The sequence below is a fragment of the Salinicola peritrichatus genome (assembly GCF_003206715.1).
GTDB lineage: Bacteria > Pseudomonadota > Gammaproteobacteria > Pseudomonadales > Halomonadaceae > Salinicola > Salinicola peritrichatus.
The window spans coordinates 1-21075 of record NZ_PZJU01000010.1 but is presented as its reverse complement, the minus strand read 5'-3'; the positions used below and the strand labels follow the sequence as shown (position 1 = coordinate 21075).

Here is a 21075-nt window from a genome sequence, read left to right as displayed (position 1 = left end):
TTACCTCGGCATATTGTCGCACCTTATCACTGCCCTCGAGGGCGACCGAATTGGACCATCGGCGAAGTCACGCGCCCGGAAACCGCATAATTGGCGACTTCTTACACTATTGCCTAGGGTATGAACACGCATCGGCGGAGCCCTGATGGCGCGACTGCGACGCCGAGTGCGACATCGCGACACGGTGATGTTTGGGAACGCATGCTTATGATTGTCGACGTTAACCGAACGCAACGATCGGCTAACGAGTAGATAACACGATTCAATCGGCCGTCGATCGATTCGGGTATGGCGCCCGCAGGATTCGACGGATATCGCTGCCGCGTCTTTCGGTGGGAACCCGCTGGACTTTCCGAACGATCGGCGAGCTTGCAAGGAGTCAGCCATGGCGCTAGATCCGATTCTCCTCTCGCGACTGCAGTTCGCATTCGTGGTCTCGTTTCATACGATCTTTCCGGTCTTTACGATCGGCTTGGCTTCATACGTGGCCTTGCTTCAGGGCCTTTTCGTCGCAACCGGCAATGCCGTGTGGGATCGTCTGGGGCTTTTCTGGACCAAGATCTTTGCTGTCGTCTTCGGCATGGGCGTGGTTTCCGGCATCGTCATGGCATTTCAGTTCGGCACCAACTGGAGCAACTTTTCCCAATTCGCCTCGAACTTCATCGGGCCGATGTTGAGTTACGAGGTCATCACGGCATTCTTCCTGGAAGCGGGCTTCCTCGGTGTGCTGCTATTCGGCCGTCATCGGGTGTCGCCTTCGGTGCACTTCTTCGCGGCGCTGATGGTCGCCATGGGAACCTTCATCTCGGCGTTCTGGATCTTGGCGACCAATAGTTGGATGCAGACGCCGCAAGGCTACGAGATTCGCGAAGGTGTGGTTCACGTGACCTCCTGGCTGGAGGCGATGTTTACGCCATCCTTCCCGTATCGCTTCGCGCACATGGCCTTGGCGGCATTCTTGACCGGCGGTTTCGTGGTCTGCGGCGTCAGCGCCTGGTTCCTGTTGCGCAAGCGCGATGTTGATGCGCACAAGCGGGCGCTGTCGATGACCATGTGGCTGCTGCTGATCCTGACCCCGCTGCAAGCCTGGGTCGGCGACGAGCACGGGCTGAACACGCTCGAGCATCAGCCGATGAAGATCGCGGCAATGGAGGGCAATTGGGATACCCAGTCCAACGTGCCGCTACTGCTGTTTGCATTGCCGGATCGCGATCTTCAGGCCAATCGGATGGAAATCGGCATTCCCAATGGCGCCAGCCTGATCCTGCGGCATGACGCGAACGGCGTGGTGCCGGGGCTCAAGGATATTCCGGCCGCACAACAACAGCCGGTGTGGATGGTGTTCTTCAGTTTCCGCGTCATGGTCGGGCTGGGCTTGCTGATGATCGCCTTCGCGGTAGCCGGCCTGGTGCTGCGCCGGGGTGGCCGGCTCTATACCACGCGCTGGTTTCTGCATGGCTTGCAGGGCATGAGCCTGGCGCCGTTCGTGGCGGTGCTGGCGGGCTGGTTCGTGACCGAGATCGGTCGTTCCCCCTGGCTCGTCTATAACGTGCTCTCCTACGCCGACGCCGTGACACCGTCGCTCTCCGGATGGATGGTGCTGTTGACCCTGATCGGCTACATCGCGGTTTACGCGGTGATCTTCTGGGCCGGTGTCTACTACCTGTTCAAGGTCGTGCGCCAGGGCCTGGACGATCTCAGTGAGGACGAGGAAATGCACGATTACGATCGTCCCGAGCGTCCGCTTTCCGCTACCCGCGTTCCCTTCGACGACAGCACCGCCGCGTCCAGGAGTTAAGCCATGGAAATGTTCGATCTCTCACTGTTTTGGGCCGTCATCATCGCCTTCGGCATCATCATGTATGTATTGATGGACGGTTTCGACCTGGGGCTTGGAGTGCTGTTCCCATTCGCTCCGGACGAGGAAGCCCGCGACGTGATGATGAATTCCGTCGCGCCGGTTTGGGATGGCAACGAGACCTGGCTGGTACTGGGTGGTGCCGGCTTGATTGCCGCCTTTCCGCTGGTCTATACCATTTTGCTCCCCGCGCTCTACATCGGAGTGTTCCTGTTGCTGGCGGGCCTGATCTTTCGCGGCGTGGCGTTCGAGTTCCGCTTCAAGTCAAAGCGCACGCGTGGCTGGTGGAACGCCGCCTTTGCCGGAGGTTCGTTCGTCGCCGCCTTCGCCCAGGGTTGCGTGGTCGGCGCCTACATCCAAGGATTCGAGACTGCCGATCGCGTCTATACCGGCGGTGCCTTTGACTGGCTGACGCCATTCTCGGTGTTGACCGGCATCGGCCTGGTGATCGGTTACAGCCTGCTGGGCGCGACCTGGCTGGTGCTGAAGTCCGAAGGCCACGTGCGTGAATGGGCGCGCGCGCTGGTGCCGAAACTGCTGCTTGGCGTGCTGGTCGTGTTCGCTATCGTCAGCCTGTGGACGCCTTGGATCGACCGCGGCGTGTTCGATCGCTGGTTCGATCATCTGCACGTGATCTGGCTGCTGCCGTTCGGCGCGCTGCTCTGCGCATTGGGAATTTTCCTGGCCAACCGGCATCGTCGCGAAGGGCTGGCGTTCCTGCTGACGCTCGGCATGTTCATCTTCACCTATCTCGGCTTGCTGGTCAGCCGCTGGCCTTACGTCATTCCGCCGGATTACACCTTGTGGGATGCCGCCTCGGCGCCGGAGTCGCAATTCTTCCTGTTGGTCGGGGTACTGTTCGTGGTACCGATCGTCCTTACCTATACCGCATGGTCCTATTGGGTCTTCCGGGGCAAGGTGCGTGTGGGCGAGGGGTACCATTGAGCGGCGCCAGGCGACCGTCCAACCCCTCCCGTGCATGGCTCGACCGGCAAACGGCCACGGTTCGCATCTGGTATCGGGGAGCGGTCGGTTGCGGCCTGGCGGCCGGTGTCGCCACGCTGATTCAAATGGGCGCGCTGGCCTGGGTCGTCGACCGCGTGGTCTCGGACCGGGCCACGCTGGCGCAGGTCGCCGGTGGACTGGCGCTGATCGTCGCCGCGATCGTGGTGCGGGCGCTGGCGCAGTGGGGGCAGGAAAGCTGCGGCCAGGAGTGCGGACTGCGGGTGCGTCGCCAGGTGCGAGCGCGTCTGCTGGCGCGGCTGCATGAACTCGGGCCGGTGCGTTTGGCGTCGCGCCATAGTGCCGGTCTCGCCAGCCAGCTGGTGGATCAGGTCGAGGCGCTGGAAGGCTACTACTCGCGCTTTCTGCCGCAAATGGTGCTGGCGGCGGCGATTCCGCTGATCTATCTGGTGGTGGTGTTCTGGCTCAATTGGCTGGCGGCGATCTGGCTGTTGATCGCCGCGCCCTTGATACCGCTGTTCATGGCGCTGATCGGCATGGGCGCGCAGCGCTTGAACGAGGCGCAATTCCAGGCGGTAACCCGGCTTTCCGGCCATTTCCTCGATCGCGTGCGCGGCATCGCCACGCTGCAACTCTTCGGCCTGGGCGAACGCAGTATCGCCGAGGTCGGGGAGGTCGCCCACGACTATCGCCGTCGCAGCCTGAAGACGCTGCGGGTGGCGTTTCTGTCCTCGGCGGTGCTGGAATTCTTCGCCGCCGTCTCCGTGGCCGTGGTCGCCATCTATATCGGTTTCGGCCTGCTGGGCTATATCGACTACGGCCCGGCCGAGCAACTCGACCTGTTCTCGGGGCTTTTCATCCTGCTGCTGGCACCGGAGTTCTTCCAGCCGCTGCGCACGCTCTCCCAGCACTATCACGATCGTGCCTCGGCGCTGGGCGCGGCGGAAGGGCTGGTCGAGCTGCTGGATGCCGGCGCCGAGACCGTGCAGCCGGCGCACGAAACGCCCGATTCCTCGTTGGAGACCGGTGAAATCCGTCTCGCGGACGTCGAACTGAGCCACGCGGGACGCGAGCGGATTCTGGGGCCGCTGTCGCTGACGGTGACGCCGGGGGAAGTCGTGGCGCTGGTCGGTCCTTCCGGCAGCGGCAAGTCGAGCCTGCTGCAGTTGATTGCGGGATTCGTCGCACCGGATCGCGGCCGGGTGATGGTGCGGCGCGACCCGGCGATCGCCTGGCTCGACCAGCGACCGCTGATCATCCAGGGCACGCTGGCGGAAAACCTGCGCCTGGTGGCGTTGGATGCCGATGATGCCGCCTTGACTCGCGCGCTCGAACAGGCCGGCCTGGGAGACTGGCTCGCCGCCGCGCCGGCCGGGCTGGAGACGCCGTTGGGAGAGCGCGGCGTCGGGCTTTCCGGCGGGGAGGGCCAGCGTCTGGCGCTTGCCCGCATCTTTCTGTCGCCGGCGCCGCTGGTGCTGCTGGACGAACCGACCGCAGCGCTCGATCCCGAAACCGAGCGCCGGGTGATCGCAGGGCTGGCCCGGCTCGCCGCGAGCGGCCGCACGCTGGTGATGGCAACCCACCATCCCGCTGTCATGGCGATGGCGCATACGGTTTACGCCATCGAAAATGGCCAACTGAAACGCACATCGCGCGCGGAAGTCGCGCCTCGCGTGGAGATGGAACCATGAAAGCCTTGAGCCCGCTGTTGCCCTGGCTGGGCGTGATGAAAGAGCGGCGAGGTCGCCTGCTGCTGGGCGGCGTACTGATGCTGGCGACCCTGGCCAGCGCGCTGGGGCTGTTGTCGCTCTCCGGCTGGTTCATTACCGCCACCGCCGTGGCGGCGATGACCGGCGCCTACCTGGATGTCTTCGCCCCCGGTGGCGGCATCCGCTTCTTCGCCGTGTCGCGGACCGTCAGCCGCTATCTCGAACGTCTCTATAATCACGACACCGTGCTGCGCTTGCTGGCCGACTTGCGCAGCCGGGTGTTTCGCGGCCTGGTCGTGCTCGACGCGCGAACCTTGTCGCGGGTGCGTGCCTCGCAGTGGCTCAACCGGCTGACGGCCGACATCGACACGCTCGACAACCTCTACCTGCGCCTGCTGGCACCGCCGCTGGTGGCGTTGATCGGCATCGTCGGCTTCGCGCTGTTCGCAATGGCGTTCTTGCCCAGCGCCGGTATCGCCATTCTCGCGTTGCTGTTGCCGCTGTGGCTGGCGGTGACGCTCGGCTGCGCCTGGTGGGGCTGGCGTGCCAGTCATCGCCGTGTCGAGCGTCAGGAACGGCTACGCGTGCGTACCATCGAACAGATCGAGGGGCTGGCGGAATTGACCGCTTACGGCGCGCTGGAAACCCATCGCCGGCACTGGCGGCGCGAAGAGCGAATCCTGCTGGACGATCAACGCCGCCTGGGGCGGCGCACGGCGGCGGGCAACGCGCTGATGACGTTGGGCGTCCAGTCGACCACGCTGCTGGTGCTGATGCTTGGACTGCTGGCGTTCCAGCAGGGCGCGGTCAGCGGCCCGGTGATGGTCATGCTGGCGCTGGGTACGCTGGCCGTCAGCGAAGGGCTGGGCAACCTGCCGATGGCATTCGTCCAGTTCGGGGCGACGCAACGCTCAGCCGAGCGCCTGAACGAGCAGACCGCGCTGCGCCCCGCGCTCGTCGGGGAGCCGCTGACCACCGGTGGCGCCGCGCCCGCGTTGGCGTATCTTGAGGTCGATGTACGCCATGGCGAGCGCCGGGTGTTCGTAGACCTGACACTCACGCTCGCCGCGGGCGAACGGGTGGCGATCGTCGGTACCTCGGGCAGCGGCAAGTCGACCCTGGCGCAGCTGGCGGTGCGCGCCTTCGATCCCGATGCCGGCAGCGTGACCTTCGAGGGGCATGATATCGCCACCATCGATCCCGACTCGCTGCGTGCGCGCATCGGTTATCTCACCCAGCGCAGCGAGCTGTTCCACGACACCCTGGCGGCCAACCTGCGCATGGGCGCGCCGGAGGCCAGCGACGAGCGGCTGTGGTGGGCGCTCGAACAGGTCGAATTGAGGGCCTGGGCCGAAACGCTGCCGCAGGGGCTGGAAACCTGGATCGGCGAGCAGGGGCGTCAACTTTCCGGCGGGCAGGCGCGGCGCGTGGCGCTGGCCCGCGTGATGCTGCGCGATTCACCACTGGTGATTCTCGACGAACCCCTGAGCGGACTGGATAGCGGCACGGCCGAGCGGCTCAAGGCGACGCTGGACGATTGGCTGGGCGAGCGCACGGCGCTGTTGCTGGGCCACGACGAAGCGGCGCTGCCACGCTGCGACCGCTACTGGCGGCTGGTTCCCGGTGCGGAGGGGACGCGGTTAGAGGGCGACGTGTCACATCCTTAGAGGGTGTTTACAAAAGGGCTGCATTCGGCAATACGGCGTTGAAATCGTCCTCACAATGCTCATTTACGACTTGTAAACTGCGCTTGTTCGGTCGATTTCGCCTTGTCTTGCCTTCATTCGCCTGTTTTGTAAACACCCTCTTAGAGAACGAATTCCGGCCCCGCTGGTTTTTGCCCCTCGAGCGCGTCGACGATTTGCGTGAAAGTACGCTTCAATTCCCGTGTCAGATAATCCGCAAACTTCGGGTTGTTCAAGGTTCGATCGAGCACATCGGCCGGAAGGAATCGCTGCATTTCCTGCTGAAACTCGGCGCCTTGGATGATTCCAGAGAGGTGTTCGATCAGGCGTCGTGCCTTGACGGTATAATCCGTTATCCGGTAGTCGGACAGCTTCTTCCGTACCAGCTCGACGTCTGGTTGCGCGCCTTGCTGCTTCAGCCATTGCAGATCCCAAATATCGCGGTTGCGGACATAGCGCTGAGTGTTGACCAGCGACACCAGTTTATCGGCCATGATCTCGTCCAGTGTCTCCGTGAGGATCAGCAGATCCGTATAGCCGTCCGGCAGGAAAGGGTAGTGTAGCTGCAAGCCGTTTGCCTGCCGCGTGTAAGCCGGGATATTGGCGATCTCCAGCTTGATTTTCTGCTTGGCCAGGTCGCGTCTAGCCGGTGCGGTAGTCACGGCAATCTGCCATTTGTCGACTTTCACTTCGGCATAGCGAGGATCTTCGCGGAGCGTTTTCGGCTGCTTGACGGTGACTTCCGGTCGATAGCGTCGGCTGACATAGTCCTCGATGCATGTCTTGATGCGCGAGACATCCTGACGGGTAAACTCCGTCCCACCCACGAAGTCGAGATCTTCGCTGAAACGCGGGGCGCCGTAGCAGAGTCTCAATGATGTCCCGCCTTGAAATGTCAGCCCTTCGAGTAACCGCTCACGATCGAGAGCGAACAGAATATCGAAATGCAGCAATTCCTTTTCGACCACCGGTCGCATCGCGCGACGGTTGGGATCTTCCATGGCTCGATCGACAAGAGCCGCGAAGTCCGCAGGTTCAATACGTTTCATGGAATATCCTGCTCCCTGTCAGGCGCCTGATATCCATCCGGTAAAAGCGCCTCGGTATCTACCAGATGAGTATTGCGGCCGACGCGCTTGAGGTCGGCCCAAGCCGCCTCCGGAGTCGCAACTTTCAACGGGCGTCCGACATCCCGCATCCGCTGGAGCAGTTCCTGTAAAGGTCGCTTGGTGTGTGTGAATTCTAGCGTGCCATAAGGCGTCCGATAGACGCCTTTTCGCCCTGTGGTCATGATCGTCAACCGATCGACCGGGATCTGGGATATCGCGCCGTAAGCCGATAAGGCCGACTCCAGGCTGACGTAACTATACTCGCCACGCCGCATGGCCTTGGCGATTTCCTCGAGCCGATCGGCTTTTGTCCGTCTTGATTGAGCATAAACATAGATCCCCCTAAGAACGCCTTCGAGCACACCGAAGCGGCGTAGTCGCCCAATGCTTTCTTGCAACGTCTTGGGGCTATCCTCGGGAAATAGCTTGGCCAGATCGGCCAGGGTATAGACGCTTCGCCCTTGCCTATCCCAGCGATCCAGCCGCTTACGAGCGGTATTTAGGTCCATAAGTGAACACCAAATCTATTTATGGATAGATTAAGTGTCCACTTGTTCTATTGCAATATTGCAAAAGGATTTAAAACGTAGACATTTTGCTAATAGTATCGACATTCATGCTGGCGCTATCGTGGAGCTTCCACAGTCTTGCCGATACGCCTTGAAGGAGCGCCAGCCATGTCCGCTTTCCAGTGGGAAGATCCATTGCTCTTCGACCAGCAGTTGAGTGAAGAAGAGCGCCAGATCCAGCAGGTCGCGCGCGACTACTGCCAGGAGAAGCTGCAGCCCCGGGTGCTGGAAGCCTTCGAGAGCGAGCGCTTCGACCGCGACATCCTGCATGAAATGGGAGAGCTGGGCCTGCTGGGTGCCACGGTCGCCGAGGAGTACGGCGGGGCGGGCGTCAATCATGTTGCCTATGGCTTGATCGCTCGCGAGGTCGAACGGGTCGACTCCGGTTACCGCTCGGCGATGAGCGTGCAGTCGTCGCTGGTGATGTACCCGATCGAGGCTTACGGTTCCGAAGCCCAGAAGCGCCACTATCTGCCCAGGCTGGCCAGCGGCGAGCTGGTCGGTTGCTTCGGCCTGACCGAGCCCAACGCCGGTTCCGATCCCGGCGGCATGCAGACCCGGGCGCGCCGGGTGGAGGGCGGCTATCGTCTCAGCGGCCAGAAGATGTGGATCACCAACAGCCCGATCGCCGATGTCGCCGTGGTCTGGGCCAAGTCGGAGGCTCACGAGGGCAAGATCAAGGGATTCCTGGTCGAGCGCGGCGCCGAAGGATTCTCGACGCCGACGATCCACGCCAAGGCCTCGCTGCGCGCCTCGCTGACCGGCGAGATCGTGCTGGATGACGTCTTCGTGCCCGACGACGCGTTACTACCGGGAGCCACTGGCCTGGGCGGTCCGTTCGGCTGTCTCAACAAGGCGCGCTACGGTATTGCCTGGGGGACCATGGGCGCGGCGGAGTTCTGCTGGCATGCGGCGCGCCAGTACACCCTGGATCGCCAACAGTTCGGACGCCCGCTGGCGGCGACGCAACTGGTGCAGCTCAAGCTGGCCAACATGCAGACCGAGATCGCGCTGGGATTGCAGGCCTGTCTGCGCGTCGGGCGCTTGCTCGACAGCGGCCAGGCGACGCCGGAGATGATCTCGCTGATCAAGCGCAATCACTGCGGCAAGGCGCTCGACATCGCGCGCGTCGCGCGGGACATGCACGGCGGCAACGGCATTTCGCTGGAGTTCGGCGTGATCCGCCACATGATCAACCTCGAGACCGTCAATACCTACGAAGGCACCCACGACGTGCATGCGTTGATTCTCGGCCGCGCCCAGACCGGCATCCAGGCGTTCGGGTGATCCGTGGGCGAATTCACGCAGCCCTTGGCGGGCCTCAAGGTTCTGGACCTTTCCCGGGTGTTGGCCGGCCCCTGGTGCACCCAGCAACTGGCCGACCTGGGTGCCGATGTGATCAAGATCGAGCGCCCCGGGCGTGGTGACGACACCCGCGCCTGGGGGCCGCCGTGGCTGGAGGATACCCGCGAATCGGAAAACACCCGCGAGTCGGCCTACTTTCTCAGTGCCAATCGCGGCAAGCGCTCGGTTGCCATCGACCTCGCCTCGGCCGAAGGGCAGCAACTGGTACGCCGACTGGCGGCGCGGGCCGACGTGGTGATCGAGAATTTCAAGGTCGGCGGGCTGGCCGGCTACGGGCTCGATTACGCAAGCCTCAAGCGCCTCAAGCCGGATCTGGTCTACTGCTCGATCACCGGCTTCGGCCAGGATGGTCCTTATGCCGAGCGCGCCGGCTACGATTTTCTGATCCAGGGCATGGGCGGCCTGATGAGCCTGACCGGCGGCGCCGATGCCGCCGGCGGCGAGCCGACCAAGGTCGGCGTGGCGATCACCGATATCTTCACCGGGCTCTACGCCGCCAACGCGATCCTGGCCGCGTTGCGTCGCCGCGATGCGAGCGGCGAGGGCGCCTACATCGACATGGCGCTGCTCGACGTTCAGGTCGGCGTGCTGGCCAACCAGGCACTCAATTACCTGACCAGCGGCCAGGTGCCCCGGCGGATGGGCAATGCGCATCCCAACATCGTTCCCTACCAGGCGTTCGCGGCCGCCGATGGTCACCTCATCATCACCGTGGGCAACGACGGCCAGTTCCGGCGGCTTTGCGAGGCGCTGGGAGAACCGGCCCTGGCCGACGATCCGCGCTTCGCCACCAACGCCGAGCGCGTCGCCCATCGCGATCTGCTGATACCGCTATTGAGCGACCGGCTGAAGACTCGGGCGCGGAACGAGTGGCTCGAGCGACTCGAGGCGGCGGGCGTGCCCTGCGGGCCGATCAATACGCTGGATCAGGTATTCGACGACCCGCAGGTGCGCCACCGTGGCCTGGAGATCGAACGGCATTACGCCGATGGACGGCGAGCGAGGCTGGTCGGCAACCCGGTCAAGCTGGATGGCCGGCGGCTTTCGGCCGAGCAGGCGCCGCCACGGCTCGGCGAACATACCGACAGCGTGTTGGCCGACTGGCTGTCGATGGAGCCGGCCCGGTGCCGGGCGCTGCGTGAGCGTGGCGTCATCGACTGAGCGCGGCGGCCGGGCGGTCCGAGGCCCAGCCGCACTGCGCCAGCCGCTCGCGGATGATCGGCACCGGCGTCATCAGGTGCTCGCGCATGAGTTCGCTGGCGCTGCGAGCGTCGCGAGCCATCACTACCTGAACGAGCTGCTCATGCTCGGCATGCTTGGCCGCCAGCGCTTCCGCCGAGAACACCGTCTGGCGTAGCCATAGGTGACGGTAGCGCTGCGCCTGGTCGAACAGTGCCGCACGCGACTGCAGCAGCGGTTCGGACGCGCAACCGGCGACGATGGCGTCGTGCAGCGCCTGGTGCCGGGTGTCCCAGAGTTCCAGCATCTCGTTGCCATCCTGGACCCGCGTGACCTTGGCCAGGCGGTGCGCGCAGGCGACGATCATCGCCTCCCAGTCGTCATCGCCGCGTTCGATGGCGAGTCGCACCAGCAGCCCCTCCAGCTCGGCGCGGGCGTCGTAGATGGCTTCCAGTTCGGCCAGCGACATCGGCGCCACCCGGTAGCCGCGCTGGCTGACGCTCGTCACCAGCCGCTCGCCGACCAGTCGCGTCAGCGCCTCGCGCAGCGGGCCGACGCCGATCCCGTAGCGGCTCTTGAGATGGCTCATCGCCAGCTTTTCCGTCGGTGCGTAGGTGCCGCGCACGATGTCCCGCTTGAGGTGGCGGTAGGCTTCGAGAGCGGTCTGGGATTGGGCGGCGTGGGTCATGCGAATAGCCATTGCGGGGATCTGTCGATATTGAACGGGAATATCGACGCCAAGGAAAGTTCGAGAGGTGGCTTGCCAACGTTCTCGTTCGACCAGTGGCGGATTGTCGCTCCATCGACGGCCACCCAGAATGGTGGCGAGGCCGTCCACGCCGTGATCCCGGGGAGGCATCCATGCCACTCACCACGCCGCACCAGATCGAACAGCACATCGACAAGATCATGTCGTTCTACCATCCGCGCTGCATCGACCCCCAGGCAGGCTTCTACCACTACCTCACCGACGATGGCCACGTTTACAACCGAACTCACCGCCACCTGGTTTCCAGTGCCCGTTATGTGATCGTCTATGCGCGATACGCGATGCACAGCGGCAATGCCGAATATCTGGCCTGGGCGCGGCACGGCCTCAAGTATCTCGAAGAGTCGCACTATCAGACGCGTACCCAGGGTTATGCCTGGACGCTGGACCACGGCAAACCGGATGACACCACCCAACACTGTCAAGGTCTGGCCTGCGTGCTGCTGGCCTATGCCACGGCGCTGAAAGCCGGCATTCCGGAGGCGCGCGGGAATCTGTATCGGGTTCACGAGCTACAGACCAGACGCTTTTTCGAGCCGCATCGGGGGCTTTATGCCAGTACGGCGGACGAGCACTGGCATGTGAGCGGCTACCGCGGGCAGAGCGCCAACATGCACAGCTGCGAGGCGCTTGTCGCCGCATTCGAGGCGACGGGCGATCGGGCCTTCGTCGAGCGTGCGTTCGATATCGCTCGCGCACTGTGGCTCAAGCTGGCTCCGATGGGTAATGGCTGGCTCTGGGAACACTACGACAGCAACTGGCGGATCGACTTCGATTACCACCGCGACAGGCCGGACGACCTGTTCCGGCCGTGGGGCTTTCAGATTGGCCATCAAACCGAATGGGCTAAACTGCTGGTGATGCTGGCGCGCCATTTTCCGGAAGAGCAGTGGCTGGTCGAGACCGCCGAACGGATTTTCATCGAAGCGGTCGAGGCCGGGTGGGACACCCGGCATGGCGGCCTGGTCCGAGGGGTCGACTTCAACCGCGAGTTTCTCGATCGGGACAAGCTCTACTGGGCGCAGGCGGAAAGCCTGGCCACAGCGGCGATGCTCGGCGATCTCACCAGCGAGTCGCGCTATTGGCGCTGGTACGACAAGCTCGCCAACTACGCCTGGCAGCACATGATCGATCACCAACACGGCGCCTGGTACCGGATCCTGACGCCGGATAACCGGCGCTATTCCAAGGAGAAGAGCCCGGCGACCAAGACCGATTACCACACCCTGGGAGCCTGCTACGAGATTCTGCCGATCATGCGACGCCAGCACGGGGAGCCGGTCCGGGTCGGTCTATCTTGATTCCGATTCCGGTTCGGTGCCGTTCGCTTCGGCGGCCCGCTCCTCGAGCCGGTGGCGCAGGTCGGTCCAGGCCGCGTAGGTGCTGAGATAGACATCGCCGCTCAGATGATCGAGAAAATCGCTCTTCTTCAAGCGGTCCATGACCGGCCCCTTCACCTCGGCCAGATGCAAGGTGATCTGGGAATCCTTCAGGCGGGAGTTGATCGCTTCCAGGCTTTCGAGCGCCGAGGCATCGATCAGGTTAACCGCGGAGCAGATCAGTACCATGTGCTTCATCGCCGGGCGATCGGCCAGTAGCCCGTAAACGGTATCTTCCAGGTAACGGGCATTGGCGAAATACAGGCTCTCGTCGATGCGCAGAAGCGCAATCTCCTCGTCGATTTCGGCCTCGTGGCGGCGGACGTTGCGGAAGTGCTCCGTTCCCGGCAGCCTGCCCAGGACTGCGGTATGGGGTCGGCTGGTGCGATAGAGATAGAGCGCCAGCGACACTCCGACCCCGGCCATGACCCCGGCCTCGACGCCTTCGATGAAGGTCAGCGCGATGGTCATCAACATGGCCAGGAAGTCGCTGCGCGAATAGCGCCAGGTGCGCTTGAGCCCGGGCAGGTCGACCAGCGTCATCGCCGACACGATGATGCTGGCCGCCAGCGTGGCGATAGGAAGATAGGCGATGAGCGGGGAGAGAAACAGCACCACCAGCCCGACGCCGAGCGCCGCGAAGGCACCGGCGGCCGGTGTTCGCGCGCCGGCATCGAAGTTGATCACCGTGCGCGACAGGCTCCCGGTGACCGGCATGCCGGAACTGAAAGCGGCCGCCAGGTTGGCGCTGCCGAGGCCGATCAGCTCCTGATCCGGCGAGATGCGCTCGCGCCGGCGCGCGGCCAGCATCTGGGCTAGCGACACGGACTCGATGAATCCCACCACGCTGATCAGAAACGCCGGCAGCAGCAGTTCGCGCAGCAGGCCGGGATCGAACGAGGGCAGACTGAGCGGCGGCAAATGCGCGGGAATATCGCCCACCACCTTGACCCCATGCGCCGGCAGGTCCATTGACCAGGAGACCAGCGTCGTCACGGCAACGGCGATCACCGGCCCCAACCGCACGATAAAGGTCGCAGCGCCGGCCGTCAGTCCCAGTTTGCGCAACAGTGGCGCCGCCCGGCGCATGAACAGCAGGAACCCGAGCGCGGCCAGCCCCAGTATCAGCGTTGCCCAGTGCAGACCGTTCAAATGCCTGAACAGGTGGGCGAGTTGATCGATCAGCGTGAATCCCGAGCCGCCGATGCCCATCAACCCGGCGAACTGACTGGCGGCGATCAGCACGCCGGAGGCGGTGAGTAACCCGGAGACCACCGGATGGCTGAGAAAGTTGGCGAAGAATCCCAGGCGCAGCAGACCCATGACGCCGAGAATCAGCCCGGAGAGCATCGCCAGCGTCATCGCGCCCTGGCTGTAAGCGACGCTACCGGGAACGAAAAGCGGCGAGAGCGCCGCCGCCGTCATCAACGAGACGATCGCCATCGGCCCGACGGCCAGGGTACGGCTGGTACCGAACAGGGTGTAGGCGATCAGCGGCAGCATGCTGGCGTACAGGCCGGTGATCGCCGGCAAACCCGCGAGGATGGCGTAGGCCAGCGCCTGCGGGATCACCATCAGCGTGACGATGACCGCCGCCACCAGATCGTCGTTGAGCAGGTGGCGGTTATAGTAGGGGAGCCAAGTCGTAATCGGGAAATAACGCGCCAACCGGGCACGAAAGTGGATCTGTTCTCGCGTATCGTTGCCCGTCAGTCGGCGCCAAAGGCTCATCGTGCTGTGCGACTCCCTTGCATAAGCTTATCGTTCGGAACGATAAATGGTGCGCTCCCAGGTGAAATGGCGCAAGCCGGGAAGCGACCGGATCGCAGTTCTGAAATGCGGCGACGCTTGCGTACTCATTGTTGTACATGTACCTTTATGAGTACGTTTATGAGTTGATGAGGTAGCCTCAATGGATACGCTGAGTTATTCGGCCTTTCGCAGTCATCTGGCCAAGACGCTGGACAAGGTCAATGACGATCACACGCCGGTCCTGATTACCCGTCAGAATGGCAAACCGGCTATCGTCATGTCAGTGGAAGACTTCAAATCCTACGAAGAAACCGCCTATTTGATGGCCAGCCCCAAAAATGCCGAGCGCTTGAGCCAGGCCATCGCCGAGGCCGAGGGCGGTCAGACCAAGGCCCATGGGCTGATTGAAGAATGATGCTCACTTGGGCCGAGAAGGCGTGGGAAGACTATCTTTACTGGCAAGGCAGGGACAAAAAGACGCTGAAACGAATCAATACGCTGATCAAGGACATTCAGCGGCAGCCCTTTAACGGCCTTGGCGATCCCGAGCCATTGCGGCATGGCTGGTCCGGCTACTGGTCAAGGCGCATCGATCGGGAACATCGCTTGGTCTACAAGCCGACCGAGCATGCGATCGTTATCGTGCAGTGCCGGTATCACTATTAATGCGGCGGCTGTGTATTGCACTCATCCATTCGTAACATCGCCTGAGCCGAACGCCGGCTTAGGAATGATACGGATTACTCCCATGGAAAGATGCTATTGGGCACTCGCATGAACGGCATGGAAGAGCACCGGGAAGGCATTGACGAGATTGGCCAGCGTATCGTGACGGCATTGGCGGGTTTCGAGGAAATCAAACAGCTCGTGCTGTTCGGCTCCCTGGCGCGTGGGGCCGGGCGGGCGGACAGCGATGTCGACCTGGCCGTGGATGCCGGTAGTCCGCTGACGCCCGAGCAGAAGATCGCCATGATCGAAGCCCTGGCACTGGCGCTGAACCGCCCCGTCGATCTCATCGATCTGGGAACGGCAGGCCAACCGCTGCTGACGCAAATCGTGACGACGGGACGACGGTTGCTGGGCAGCGACAGTGACTGGGCCGCGGTCATCTATCGCAACATCATGGATAATGAGGATTTCGTGCCGCTGCAACGTAGAATTCTCAAGGCCAGGCAACAGGCATGGATCAAGCACTGATCAACCAGAAACTCGAATCCCTGAGACGCTGCGTCGTGCGTCTGGAGGAGCGCTGCCCTGCAAGCGCCGATGCTCTGCAGACCGATGTCGATGCGCAGGATATCCTGGCGCTGAATCTGACACGGGCGATTCAACTCTGTGTCGACATCGCATCGCACTGGATCTCTGAACACCATGAACTCACCTCGCCGATCACGATGGGGCAAAGTTTCGAGGTACTGGCCGAGCGAGGGATCATTGCGCGTGACCTAGCCGATGACATGAAAAAGCCGGTCGGTTTTCGCAATATTGTGATTCACAACTACGAAGCCATTGACTGGCGGATCGTCTACGCGATTTGCCATCGGCATCTCGACCAGTTCCGACGGTTCGCTTCGGTTTTCATGGACACTGAGTGATGCCTCGTCGCACCGATTTCTCAAGCCGAGGTAAGCCCAAAGCCGTGATGGAATCTTGGCGTGAGCAGGGAGCCAATGAGGGCGAGGTTTTGCAGGCTCGGACGCAGAAGCGTAATCCCGCCTGGGGTATCTGGCGAGACAAAGCCAAGAGCAGCGTCGATGAAACCGTAAGAGAACTGAGACAGCCGCGTCACCCTCATGAAACCCAAGGTTAAACTCTATCCGAAATGCTGCTGGTAGATACCGATATCCTGACCTGGAACCTGCGCGGTGACGAGCAGGCGGCTGACTTGCTGGACTCCACCCCTGGGTTCCTCAGATGGCCGACGCCCTGATAGCGGCCACCGCACTGGACCTTGGCGCTACTTTGATTACGGCGAACGATCGCCACTACCGCCACATCGATGGACTCGACATCCAACTGTTTCGACCGGAAACCCGATAAAGCCGGCCCTGTGCATCAGCGCTACAGGAGTCCGATGCTATTGAAAGGCTCTCTCACACGGAAGCATCAACCAACCGTCCTCCCTGGTCACTGGCAAACGCCTCTGCGATTCGCAGCATCTCTTCCGCCGGAATCTGGCGGATCACCTCGCCGGTTTCCCGATCCACCACTTGAGTGATGACGCGGCTATCGAACTCGCTGAGTTCGAAGCGCAGACCATACTGACGCATGGCCAGGTTGAGCTGATCGAGCTGGTCGCCGAGGTAACCGCTGCCGATATTGGCCGCTTCGGTGCCTGTGGCTGCCGTGATCGGCTTGTTGCCGATCTGACCCAGCCCCGCCCGGCTCAGCAAGGTATCGAGCCGTTGTTGGGGCGAGCTGTTCGACGACAGGTTCAGATTGAGTGCAGCCATATCGATTGGCTTGGTCATCAATATGCTCCTCGAAGCATCATTGAAATCGTTGATAGTTGGAATCCATAGCGGCTTTTCGGCGCTAAACAGTGTTCTCGACGATCCGGCTGCCATTAGGCAATGAAAGATCACGAAGCGACGGATCGTGTCTTGGAAACTATCGGCGGTTAAACGGCAAACTGAAGAACAAGACGGGTTTTGAGCAATATTATGCGTAAACAATCACGGCTAGCTTGAATTTGAGCGATTTATTGCGCATTCGTGTAGTGGTCAACTGAGCCGCCAGTCCTGGCCATCAGATTAACCTTCCTCTGTTCCCAAAAGCGTCTTGATGCGTTCGCTCTCTTGGCTCGCCGCTTCCCACAACTCGTCCCAGCTATCCGGTGGGTTACCGTTCTCGATCATCTTGCGAAAGATGGAATAAGCATCGTGTTTGCTGCCGTAGGCGCGTTTGGTGGATTCATCGTTGATCCAGGCGTAGATGAGTATCTTGTTGGCGAGGTCGTAGCGAAAGAACAACCGATACTGCTGGTAGAATTTTGCCCGGTGCCAATGGGTGTGAGTGGTTCCGAGCGTATTCCCCTGATGATACCGAGAGCCTGAAGGATCCTGTGAAATATCGTTCAAGGTCAGTTTGACAATGGCCGCCAGACGCTTGGTGGCGGGCTTGCTGCGATAACTCTCTGGGTCTTTCGCTCGTAGCTGCTTCACCTTGGCGGTCAATGCCTCGACCTGTGCCAGGAAGAGTGGATGTGCATAGACCGCCCATCCATTGATTCTCAGAGGGCGGGGGCTCATGTCTCGTCATCATCCTCTGGCAGTTCCTCGTCGAGGTTTACCTCGATACCCGCCGTCAGGCGTTCAGCCTCAGCAAAGGTGCCGGCAGTGACAGGACGAATATGCTCCGGATGCTGTTGTAGATCGCACTCCAGAAATGCCAAAAAGTTGGTTATCACGGGGTCTGCGCTGGGCTCATCGCTGGCACGGGTGAGCACTACCTCCCCATTGGGGCGAACCGTGTAGTGAAGGCGGTCGCGGCGCTTTAGATTCAGTGCGCGCCGAACCGATGCCGGCACGGTCGTCTGGTAGCGATCCGTCAGGGTGGAATCATCCTCGATGACTGTGTTCATGATGGGGCTCCGCTCGATGACAATGCAAGGGTAATGTAGAGAAGGTAATGCAATTGCATTGTTCGGTCAATGACCCACCCCTTACTGAGCGGCGCTGACGTCTGTGCAGCTTTGGAGGATACCTTGGTTCCGTGTTGTGGCCTCTTCTGGGAATGCCATCATTGACGATCCACATGCTATAACTACAATGTAATGCATGAGCCATCTTACCTTTGACTGGGATCCCCGCAAGGATGCCGCCAACCGCAAAAAGCATGACGTCTCGTTCCACGAGGCCAAGACTGCCTTCACCGACGAGTTCGGTCGGCTGATAGCAGACCCCGACCATTCTGAAGAGGAAGACCGGTTCATACTCCTCGGGATGAGCATTCATTCACGTCTGCTGGTGGTATGCCACTGTGTTAGAGAGGGTGAAACAATTCGCATCATCTCGGCGCGTAAGGCGGACAAGCGAGAACGAAAGACATATGAAGGGTATAGACATGCGTGATCATTACGATTTTTCCCACTCTATCCAGAACCCATACGCCAAAAAGCTCAAGAAGCAGGTCACGATCCGGCTCGATGAAGATACCGTGGCGTATTTCAAGAAGCTTGCCGAGGAAAAAGACCTTCCATATCAGAGCCTCATCAATCTCTATCTGCGCGATTGTGCACAGTCACATAAAGATCTCAAGATTGAGTGGCTATAAGTGGCCTCGATCCAGCCTTTGCACTCGGAGACAGTGAGGGCATGCTGGCGAGCCATTTCAGCGACCGTGGTCTTGCCCTTGAAGATGTCCATGACCACGACGGCCTTGCGCTTGGCGGTCCAGCGTTTGACGGGGGTTCGTTGCTCATTTCGTCCTCCTGATCGCTGCACTATAGCCTGTGCAGCTATGGAGGGGGGCATTTCACTGCTGCGATTTCACCGCGTGCTGATAGAGTTCCTGCAAGGTGTCGTATTCCGCCGCCATAGGCTCATCGGATTCGGCTTCCTCGATTTGCTACTAAAGCCTTGGTTATCGCTCATGCAGGAATGATAAAAAGGCCGGCTTGTGCCGGCCAGAATATGACTATTGCTGTGAGAGTTGACTGTAGTAGAGGTGCAGTCACGGTAATTAGAGCTTACTCTGATCGCTTGATGTTCGAATATTCCTGTTTTATCCAATCTCTTGGATCGATGTTCCAAATGTACTTGAAACCTTTCAGGAATAGCGCCAAGAAGATCAGCGGCATGATCAGGGTTTTGAACAAGAATAGCGCGATCAACGTCAGCATGGTATCGATTAGGCCATCGAGCGACTTCTTGATGTTGGCAATACGTGCAGCATCGGTCATTTCTGAAATTTGTTTCTTGAAACTGCTAAACCAGCTTTGATCGACATCCTTGCCTTCCAACGTCGCCACGGTGTTTTCGATATCTTCATTAATTTCTTCAATATCTTCTTCGAGGCTTTTGACTTTATCCTGGGATTCTGCCAGGCGTTGCTCCAGCGTTTCCTCTTGCTGAATGGCTTTATGATACTTTTCCGTTCTTTCTAGAGGGTTTAGTCTTTCCATGGTGCTCATGCTTTCTTCGATTTTTTCGACTTTTGCATGAGCTGCGTTTATTTGATACTTCAGATCAGGGATGCTCTCATTAAGCTTTTCAAGCTCTGATTTTTTGGCATTATTCTGTGCTGCCAATTTTTCTTTCAAGAGAATTAGTGCTAGTCTTTTATCATCATCCAGTTCTGACTTAGAAGAATCATCTATCTCCATTGCTGTCGATTCGATTTCTTTCATTTTCGGTTTCGTATGGGGATCGACAAAGGCCTGGTCCACCATGCTGTTTAATAGCAAGGTCAGTACGAATAGGAATCGTACCATCCCGAAAAATGTAAAGAGCCTTAAAAAGAAAAATGAATAGGCTCCCCGCTTAATAAAAAGAGAAAGTATGGTGAAGGCGCCAAATCCAGTTAGAAGGAGTTTAAATAGATGTGTGGAAACAATCTCAATCAGTATTTTTGTGTGATCAGAGAGCCGATGGAGAATTTCATGGCTGAGCTGTATTGCTCAACCAAGTCATTGATAGGAGCTAATAATTGTAGGGGCTCGATTCCTGAGCCAGCGACCAGCGGGAGTTTGACCTCGATCGTAAGTGACGACGCGACCGAGACAATAGAGTTGATCAGCCGGGCGGTTGCGAATGCGGCCAATGCCTGAACCGTGGAACTATCTATATAATTTTTTGATATCTCATCGATAAGTCCTGACTAGGAAATGGCTATAATCAGAATAATGGCTACCGCTATGATGTATCTTCGCCTGTCACTGAGTTGGTTGAAACCGATCATCTTTCACTGTGCCTCCAATTGCCAGTAAACCTTTATCGGCTGCTCTGAAACGTTCTTTAATGGAAAGATAAAGCGGCCCACTATAAAGATTGATTTTAAATAATAGGCAGCATGGCTTTTTCTACGCAGCCATGTCGTATCCCTAGGTGTAAGAGGCCGGATGATAGATTAAGCCGTAGGAGCTACCCTCTGCTGGCAGCGCGTGAACTCATTGCTCAATTCATCCAGGAGCAGCGAGATGGATATCAAACTGCATAAGACGGCGACCACCACACCGCGCATCCGCAAGGAGATCCAGCAGGCACCCGCCTCGGTCAGCGATAGCGAACTGGCGCGGCGTTATCATGTCTCGTGTCCCACTATTGCCCGGTGGCGTTACCGCAACACGCAACATGACCGGTCCCACACGCGACACAACCTGCTCGCGACGTTGTCTCCCGTCCAGGAAGAGATCGTGGTGGCCTTGCGCGAATATCTGCGTCTGAGCGTCGATGACTTGCTGGTCGTAGCCAAGGAGTTTCTTCACCCCGACCTCTCACGTTCAGCGCTGCAACGCCTGTTGAGACGACGGGGCATGCCCAGCCTGGCGGCGTTGGAAAAGCAGGAGAAAGCGGCTCAACAGTCACCCCATAAGCCCTTCAAGGCCTATGAGCCGGGCTATGTCCATGTCGACGTCAAGCATCTGCCCCAGATGCCCGATGAAGACCACAAGCGCTATCTCTTCGTGGCGATCGACCGCGCGACGCGCTGGGTCTACCTGGAGGTTCGCCAGCATCAGTCCGCACAGGATGCCGATGCCTTTCTGCAACACGTTCGTGAGCGGGCACCCCCGACTTC

General features: G+C 60.3%; 24 protein-coding genes. 15 read left to right on the top strand and 9 right to left on the bottom strand.

Annotated elements, in window-relative coordinates; translation table 11 throughout:
* Positions 1 to 385: 385 nt before the first annotated feature.
* The 4 genes from DOM57_RS05610 to cydC are packed head-to-tail and all read left to right on the top strand — an operon-like array spanning position 386 to position 6197.
* A complete protein-coding gene (locus tag DOM57_RS05610; RefSeq protein ID WP_110648253.1) occupies positions 386 to 1798 on the top strand; it encodes a cytochrome ubiquinol oxidase subunit I in 1413 nt (470 codons plus the stop codon).
* 3 nt (positions 1799 to 1801) lie between these two features.
* Entirely contained in the window at positions 1802 to 2803 is a 1002-nt protein-coding gene (cydB, locus tag DOM57_RS05605; RefSeq protein ID WP_110648252.1) for a cytochrome d ubiquinol oxidase subunit II, read from the top strand.
* Positions 2800 to 4512: a thiol reductant ABC exporter subunit CydD gene (gene cydD / locus DOM57_RS05600; protein WP_239496128.1), complete on the top strand. Its 1713-nt coding sequence runs from the start codon at positions 2800 to 2802 to the stop codon at positions 4510 to 4512. Before cydB ends, cydD begins: the two co-directional genes overlap by 4 nt.
* Positions 4509 to 6197, top strand: coding sequence for a thiol reductant ABC exporter subunit CydC (cydC, locus tag DOM57_RS05595; protein ID WP_110648250.1), 1689 nt, complete (start codon positions 4509 to 4511; stop codon positions 6195 to 6197). The genes cydD and cydC overlap by 4 nt, the downstream gene beginning before the upstream one ends.
* A gap of 140 nt (positions 6198 to 6337) precedes the next feature.
* Here cydC and DOM57_RS05590 read toward each other — a convergent pair whose 3' ends face one another.
* Complete coding sequence (locus tag DOM57_RS05590; protein WP_110648249.1) at positions 6338 to 7264, bottom strand: nucleotidyl transferase AbiEii/AbiGii toxin family protein; 927 nt, start codon at positions 7262 to 7264, stop codon at positions 6338 to 6340.
* Positions 7261 to 7833 (bottom strand): type IV toxin-antitoxin system AbiEi family antitoxin, encoded by a 573-nt coding sequence (gene abiEi / locus DOM57_RS05585; RefSeq protein ID WP_110648248.1) that lies wholly within the window; start codon positions 7831 to 7833, stop codon positions 7261 to 7263. The genes DOM57_RS05590 and abiEi overlap by 4 nt, the downstream gene beginning before the upstream one ends.
* A gap of 168 nt (positions 7834 to 8001) precedes the next feature.
* Here abiEi and DOM57_RS05580 point away from each other — a divergent pair, with 168 nt between their 5' ends.
* Together DOM57_RS05580 and DOM57_RS05575 are read left to right on the top strand one after the other, a co-directional pair.
* Positions 8002 to 9180, top strand: coding sequence for an acyl-CoA dehydrogenase (locus DOM57_RS05580; protein WP_110648247.1), 1179 nt, complete (start codon positions 8002 to 8004; stop codon positions 9178 to 9180).
* 3 nt (positions 9181 to 9183) lie between these two features.
* Positions 9184 to 10419, top strand: a complete 1236-nt coding sequence (locus DOM57_RS05575) for a CaiB/BaiF CoA transferase family protein (RefSeq protein ID WP_110648246.1) — start codon at positions 9184 to 9186, stop codon at positions 10417 to 10419.
* Here DOM57_RS05575 and csiR read toward each other — a convergent pair.
* Positions 10409 to 11296, bottom strand: a complete 888-nt coding sequence (gene csiR / locus DOM57_RS05570) for a DNA-binding transcriptional regulator CsiR (protein WP_420820215.1) — start codon at positions 11294 to 11296, stop codon at positions 10409 to 10411. The genes DOM57_RS05575 and csiR overlap by 11 nt on opposite strands.
* Positions 11297 to 11298: 2 nt before the next feature.
* On the opposite strand from csiR, the gene DOM57_RS05565 reads away from it, so the two are divergent.
* On the top strand, positions 11299 to 12507 hold the full coding sequence (locus DOM57_RS05565; protein ID WP_110648245.1) for an AGE family epimerase/isomerase: 1209 nt from the start codon (positions 11299 to 11301) through the stop codon (positions 12505 to 12507).
* On the opposite strand, the gene DOM57_RS05560 is transcribed toward DOM57_RS05565, so the two are convergent.
* On the bottom strand, positions 12499 to 14316 hold the full coding sequence (locus DOM57_RS05560) for a SulP family inorganic anion transporter (protein WP_110648244.1): 1818 nt from the start codon (positions 14314 to 14316) through the stop codon (positions 12499 to 12501). The two genes, DOM57_RS05565 and DOM57_RS05560, sit on opposite strands and share 9 nt — an antisense overlap.
* 181 nt (positions 14317 to 14497) lie before the next feature.
* On the opposite strand from DOM57_RS05560, the gene DOM57_RS05555 reads away from it, so the two are divergent.
* From DOM57_RS05555 to DOM57_RS22685, 5 genes are all read left to right on the top strand, one after another.
* A complete protein-coding gene (locus DOM57_RS05555) occupies positions 14498 to 14752 on the top strand; it encodes a type II toxin-antitoxin system Phd/YefM family antitoxin (protein ID WP_110648243.1) in 255 nt (84 codons plus the stop codon).
* Entirely contained in the window at positions 14749 to 15003 is a 255-nt protein-coding gene (locus DOM57_RS05550; protein WP_110648242.1) for a Txe/YoeB family addiction module toxin, read from the top strand. The genes DOM57_RS05555 and DOM57_RS05550 overlap by 4 nt, the downstream gene beginning before the upstream one ends.
* 90 nt (positions 15004 to 15093) lie before the next feature.
* Positions 15094 to 15534, top strand: a complete 441-nt coding sequence (gene mntA / locus DOM57_RS05545; protein ID WP_239496127.1) for a type VII toxin-antitoxin system MntA family adenylyltransferase antitoxin — start codon at positions 15094 to 15096, stop codon at positions 15532 to 15534.
* Positions 15519 to 15932 (top strand): type VII toxin-antitoxin system HepT family RNase toxin, encoded by a 414-nt coding sequence (hepT, locus tag DOM57_RS05540; RefSeq protein WP_110648241.1) that lies wholly within the window; start codon positions 15519 to 15521, stop codon positions 15930 to 15932. The genes mntA and hepT overlap by 16 nt, the downstream gene beginning before the upstream one ends.
* Positions 15933 to 16251: 319 nt before the next feature.
* Positions 16252 to 16377, top strand: coding sequence for a PIN domain-containing protein (locus DOM57_RS22685; RefSeq protein ID WP_420820214.1), 126 nt, complete (start codon positions 16252 to 16254; stop codon positions 16375 to 16377).
* 53 nt (positions 16378 to 16430) lie between these two features.
* Here the strand turns inward: DOM57_RS22685 and DOM57_RS05530 are convergent, their stop codons facing one another.
* The 3 genes from DOM57_RS05530 to DOM57_RS05520 form a co-directional block, all read right to left on the bottom strand.
* Entirely contained in the window at positions 16431 to 16808 is a 378-nt protein-coding gene (locus tag DOM57_RS05530; RefSeq protein ID WP_239496126.1) for a flagellar protein FlaG, read from the bottom strand.
* 282 nt (positions 16809 to 17090) lie between these two features.
* Positions 17091 to 17588 (bottom strand): type II toxin-antitoxin system YhaV family toxin, encoded by a 498-nt coding sequence (locus DOM57_RS05525; protein ID WP_110648240.1) that lies wholly within the window; start codon positions 17586 to 17588, stop codon positions 17091 to 17093.
* A complete protein-coding gene (locus tag DOM57_RS05520) occupies positions 17585 to 17920 on the bottom strand; it encodes a type II toxin-antitoxin system PrlF family antitoxin (RefSeq protein WP_110648239.1) in 336 nt (111 codons plus the stop codon). Before DOM57_RS05520 ends, DOM57_RS05525 begins: the two co-directional genes overlap by 4 nt.
* A 196-nt stretch (positions 17921 to 18116) precedes the next feature.
* On the opposite strand from DOM57_RS05520, the gene DOM57_RS05515 reads away from it, so the two are divergent.
* Both DOM57_RS05515 and DOM57_RS05510 read left to right on the top strand, forming a co-directional pair.
* Positions 18117 to 18410: a BrnT family toxin gene (locus DOM57_RS05515; RefSeq protein ID WP_071230225.1), complete on the top strand. Its 294-nt coding sequence runs from the start codon at positions 18117 to 18119 to the stop codon at positions 18408 to 18410.
* On the top strand, positions 18388 to 18612 hold the full coding sequence (locus DOM57_RS05510) for a BrnA antitoxin family protein (protein ID WP_083387167.1): 225 nt from the start codon (positions 18388 to 18390) through the stop codon (positions 18610 to 18612). The genes DOM57_RS05515 and DOM57_RS05510 overlap by 23 nt, the downstream gene beginning before the upstream one ends.
* On the opposite strand, the gene DOM57_RS22680 is transcribed toward DOM57_RS05510, so the two are convergent.
* Complete coding sequence (locus DOM57_RS22680; RefSeq protein WP_162619453.1) at positions 18558 to 18704, bottom strand: hypothetical protein; 147 nt, start codon at positions 18702 to 18704, stop codon at positions 18558 to 18560. The genes DOM57_RS05510 and DOM57_RS22680 overlap by 55 nt on opposite strands.
* 323 nt (positions 18705 to 19027) lie before the next feature.
* A complete protein-coding gene (locus tag DOM57_RS05500) occupies positions 19028 to 19687 on the bottom strand; it encodes a hypothetical protein (protein ID WP_162619452.1) in 660 nt (219 codons plus the stop codon).
* A 789-nt stretch (positions 19688 to 20476) separates the two neighbouring features.
* Here DOM57_RS05500 and DOM57_RS05490 point away from each other — a divergent pair.
* The coding region (locus tag DOM57_RS05490; protein WP_162619451.1) for a transposase family protein at positions 20477 to 21075 on the top strand (599 nt) is incomplete at its 3' end.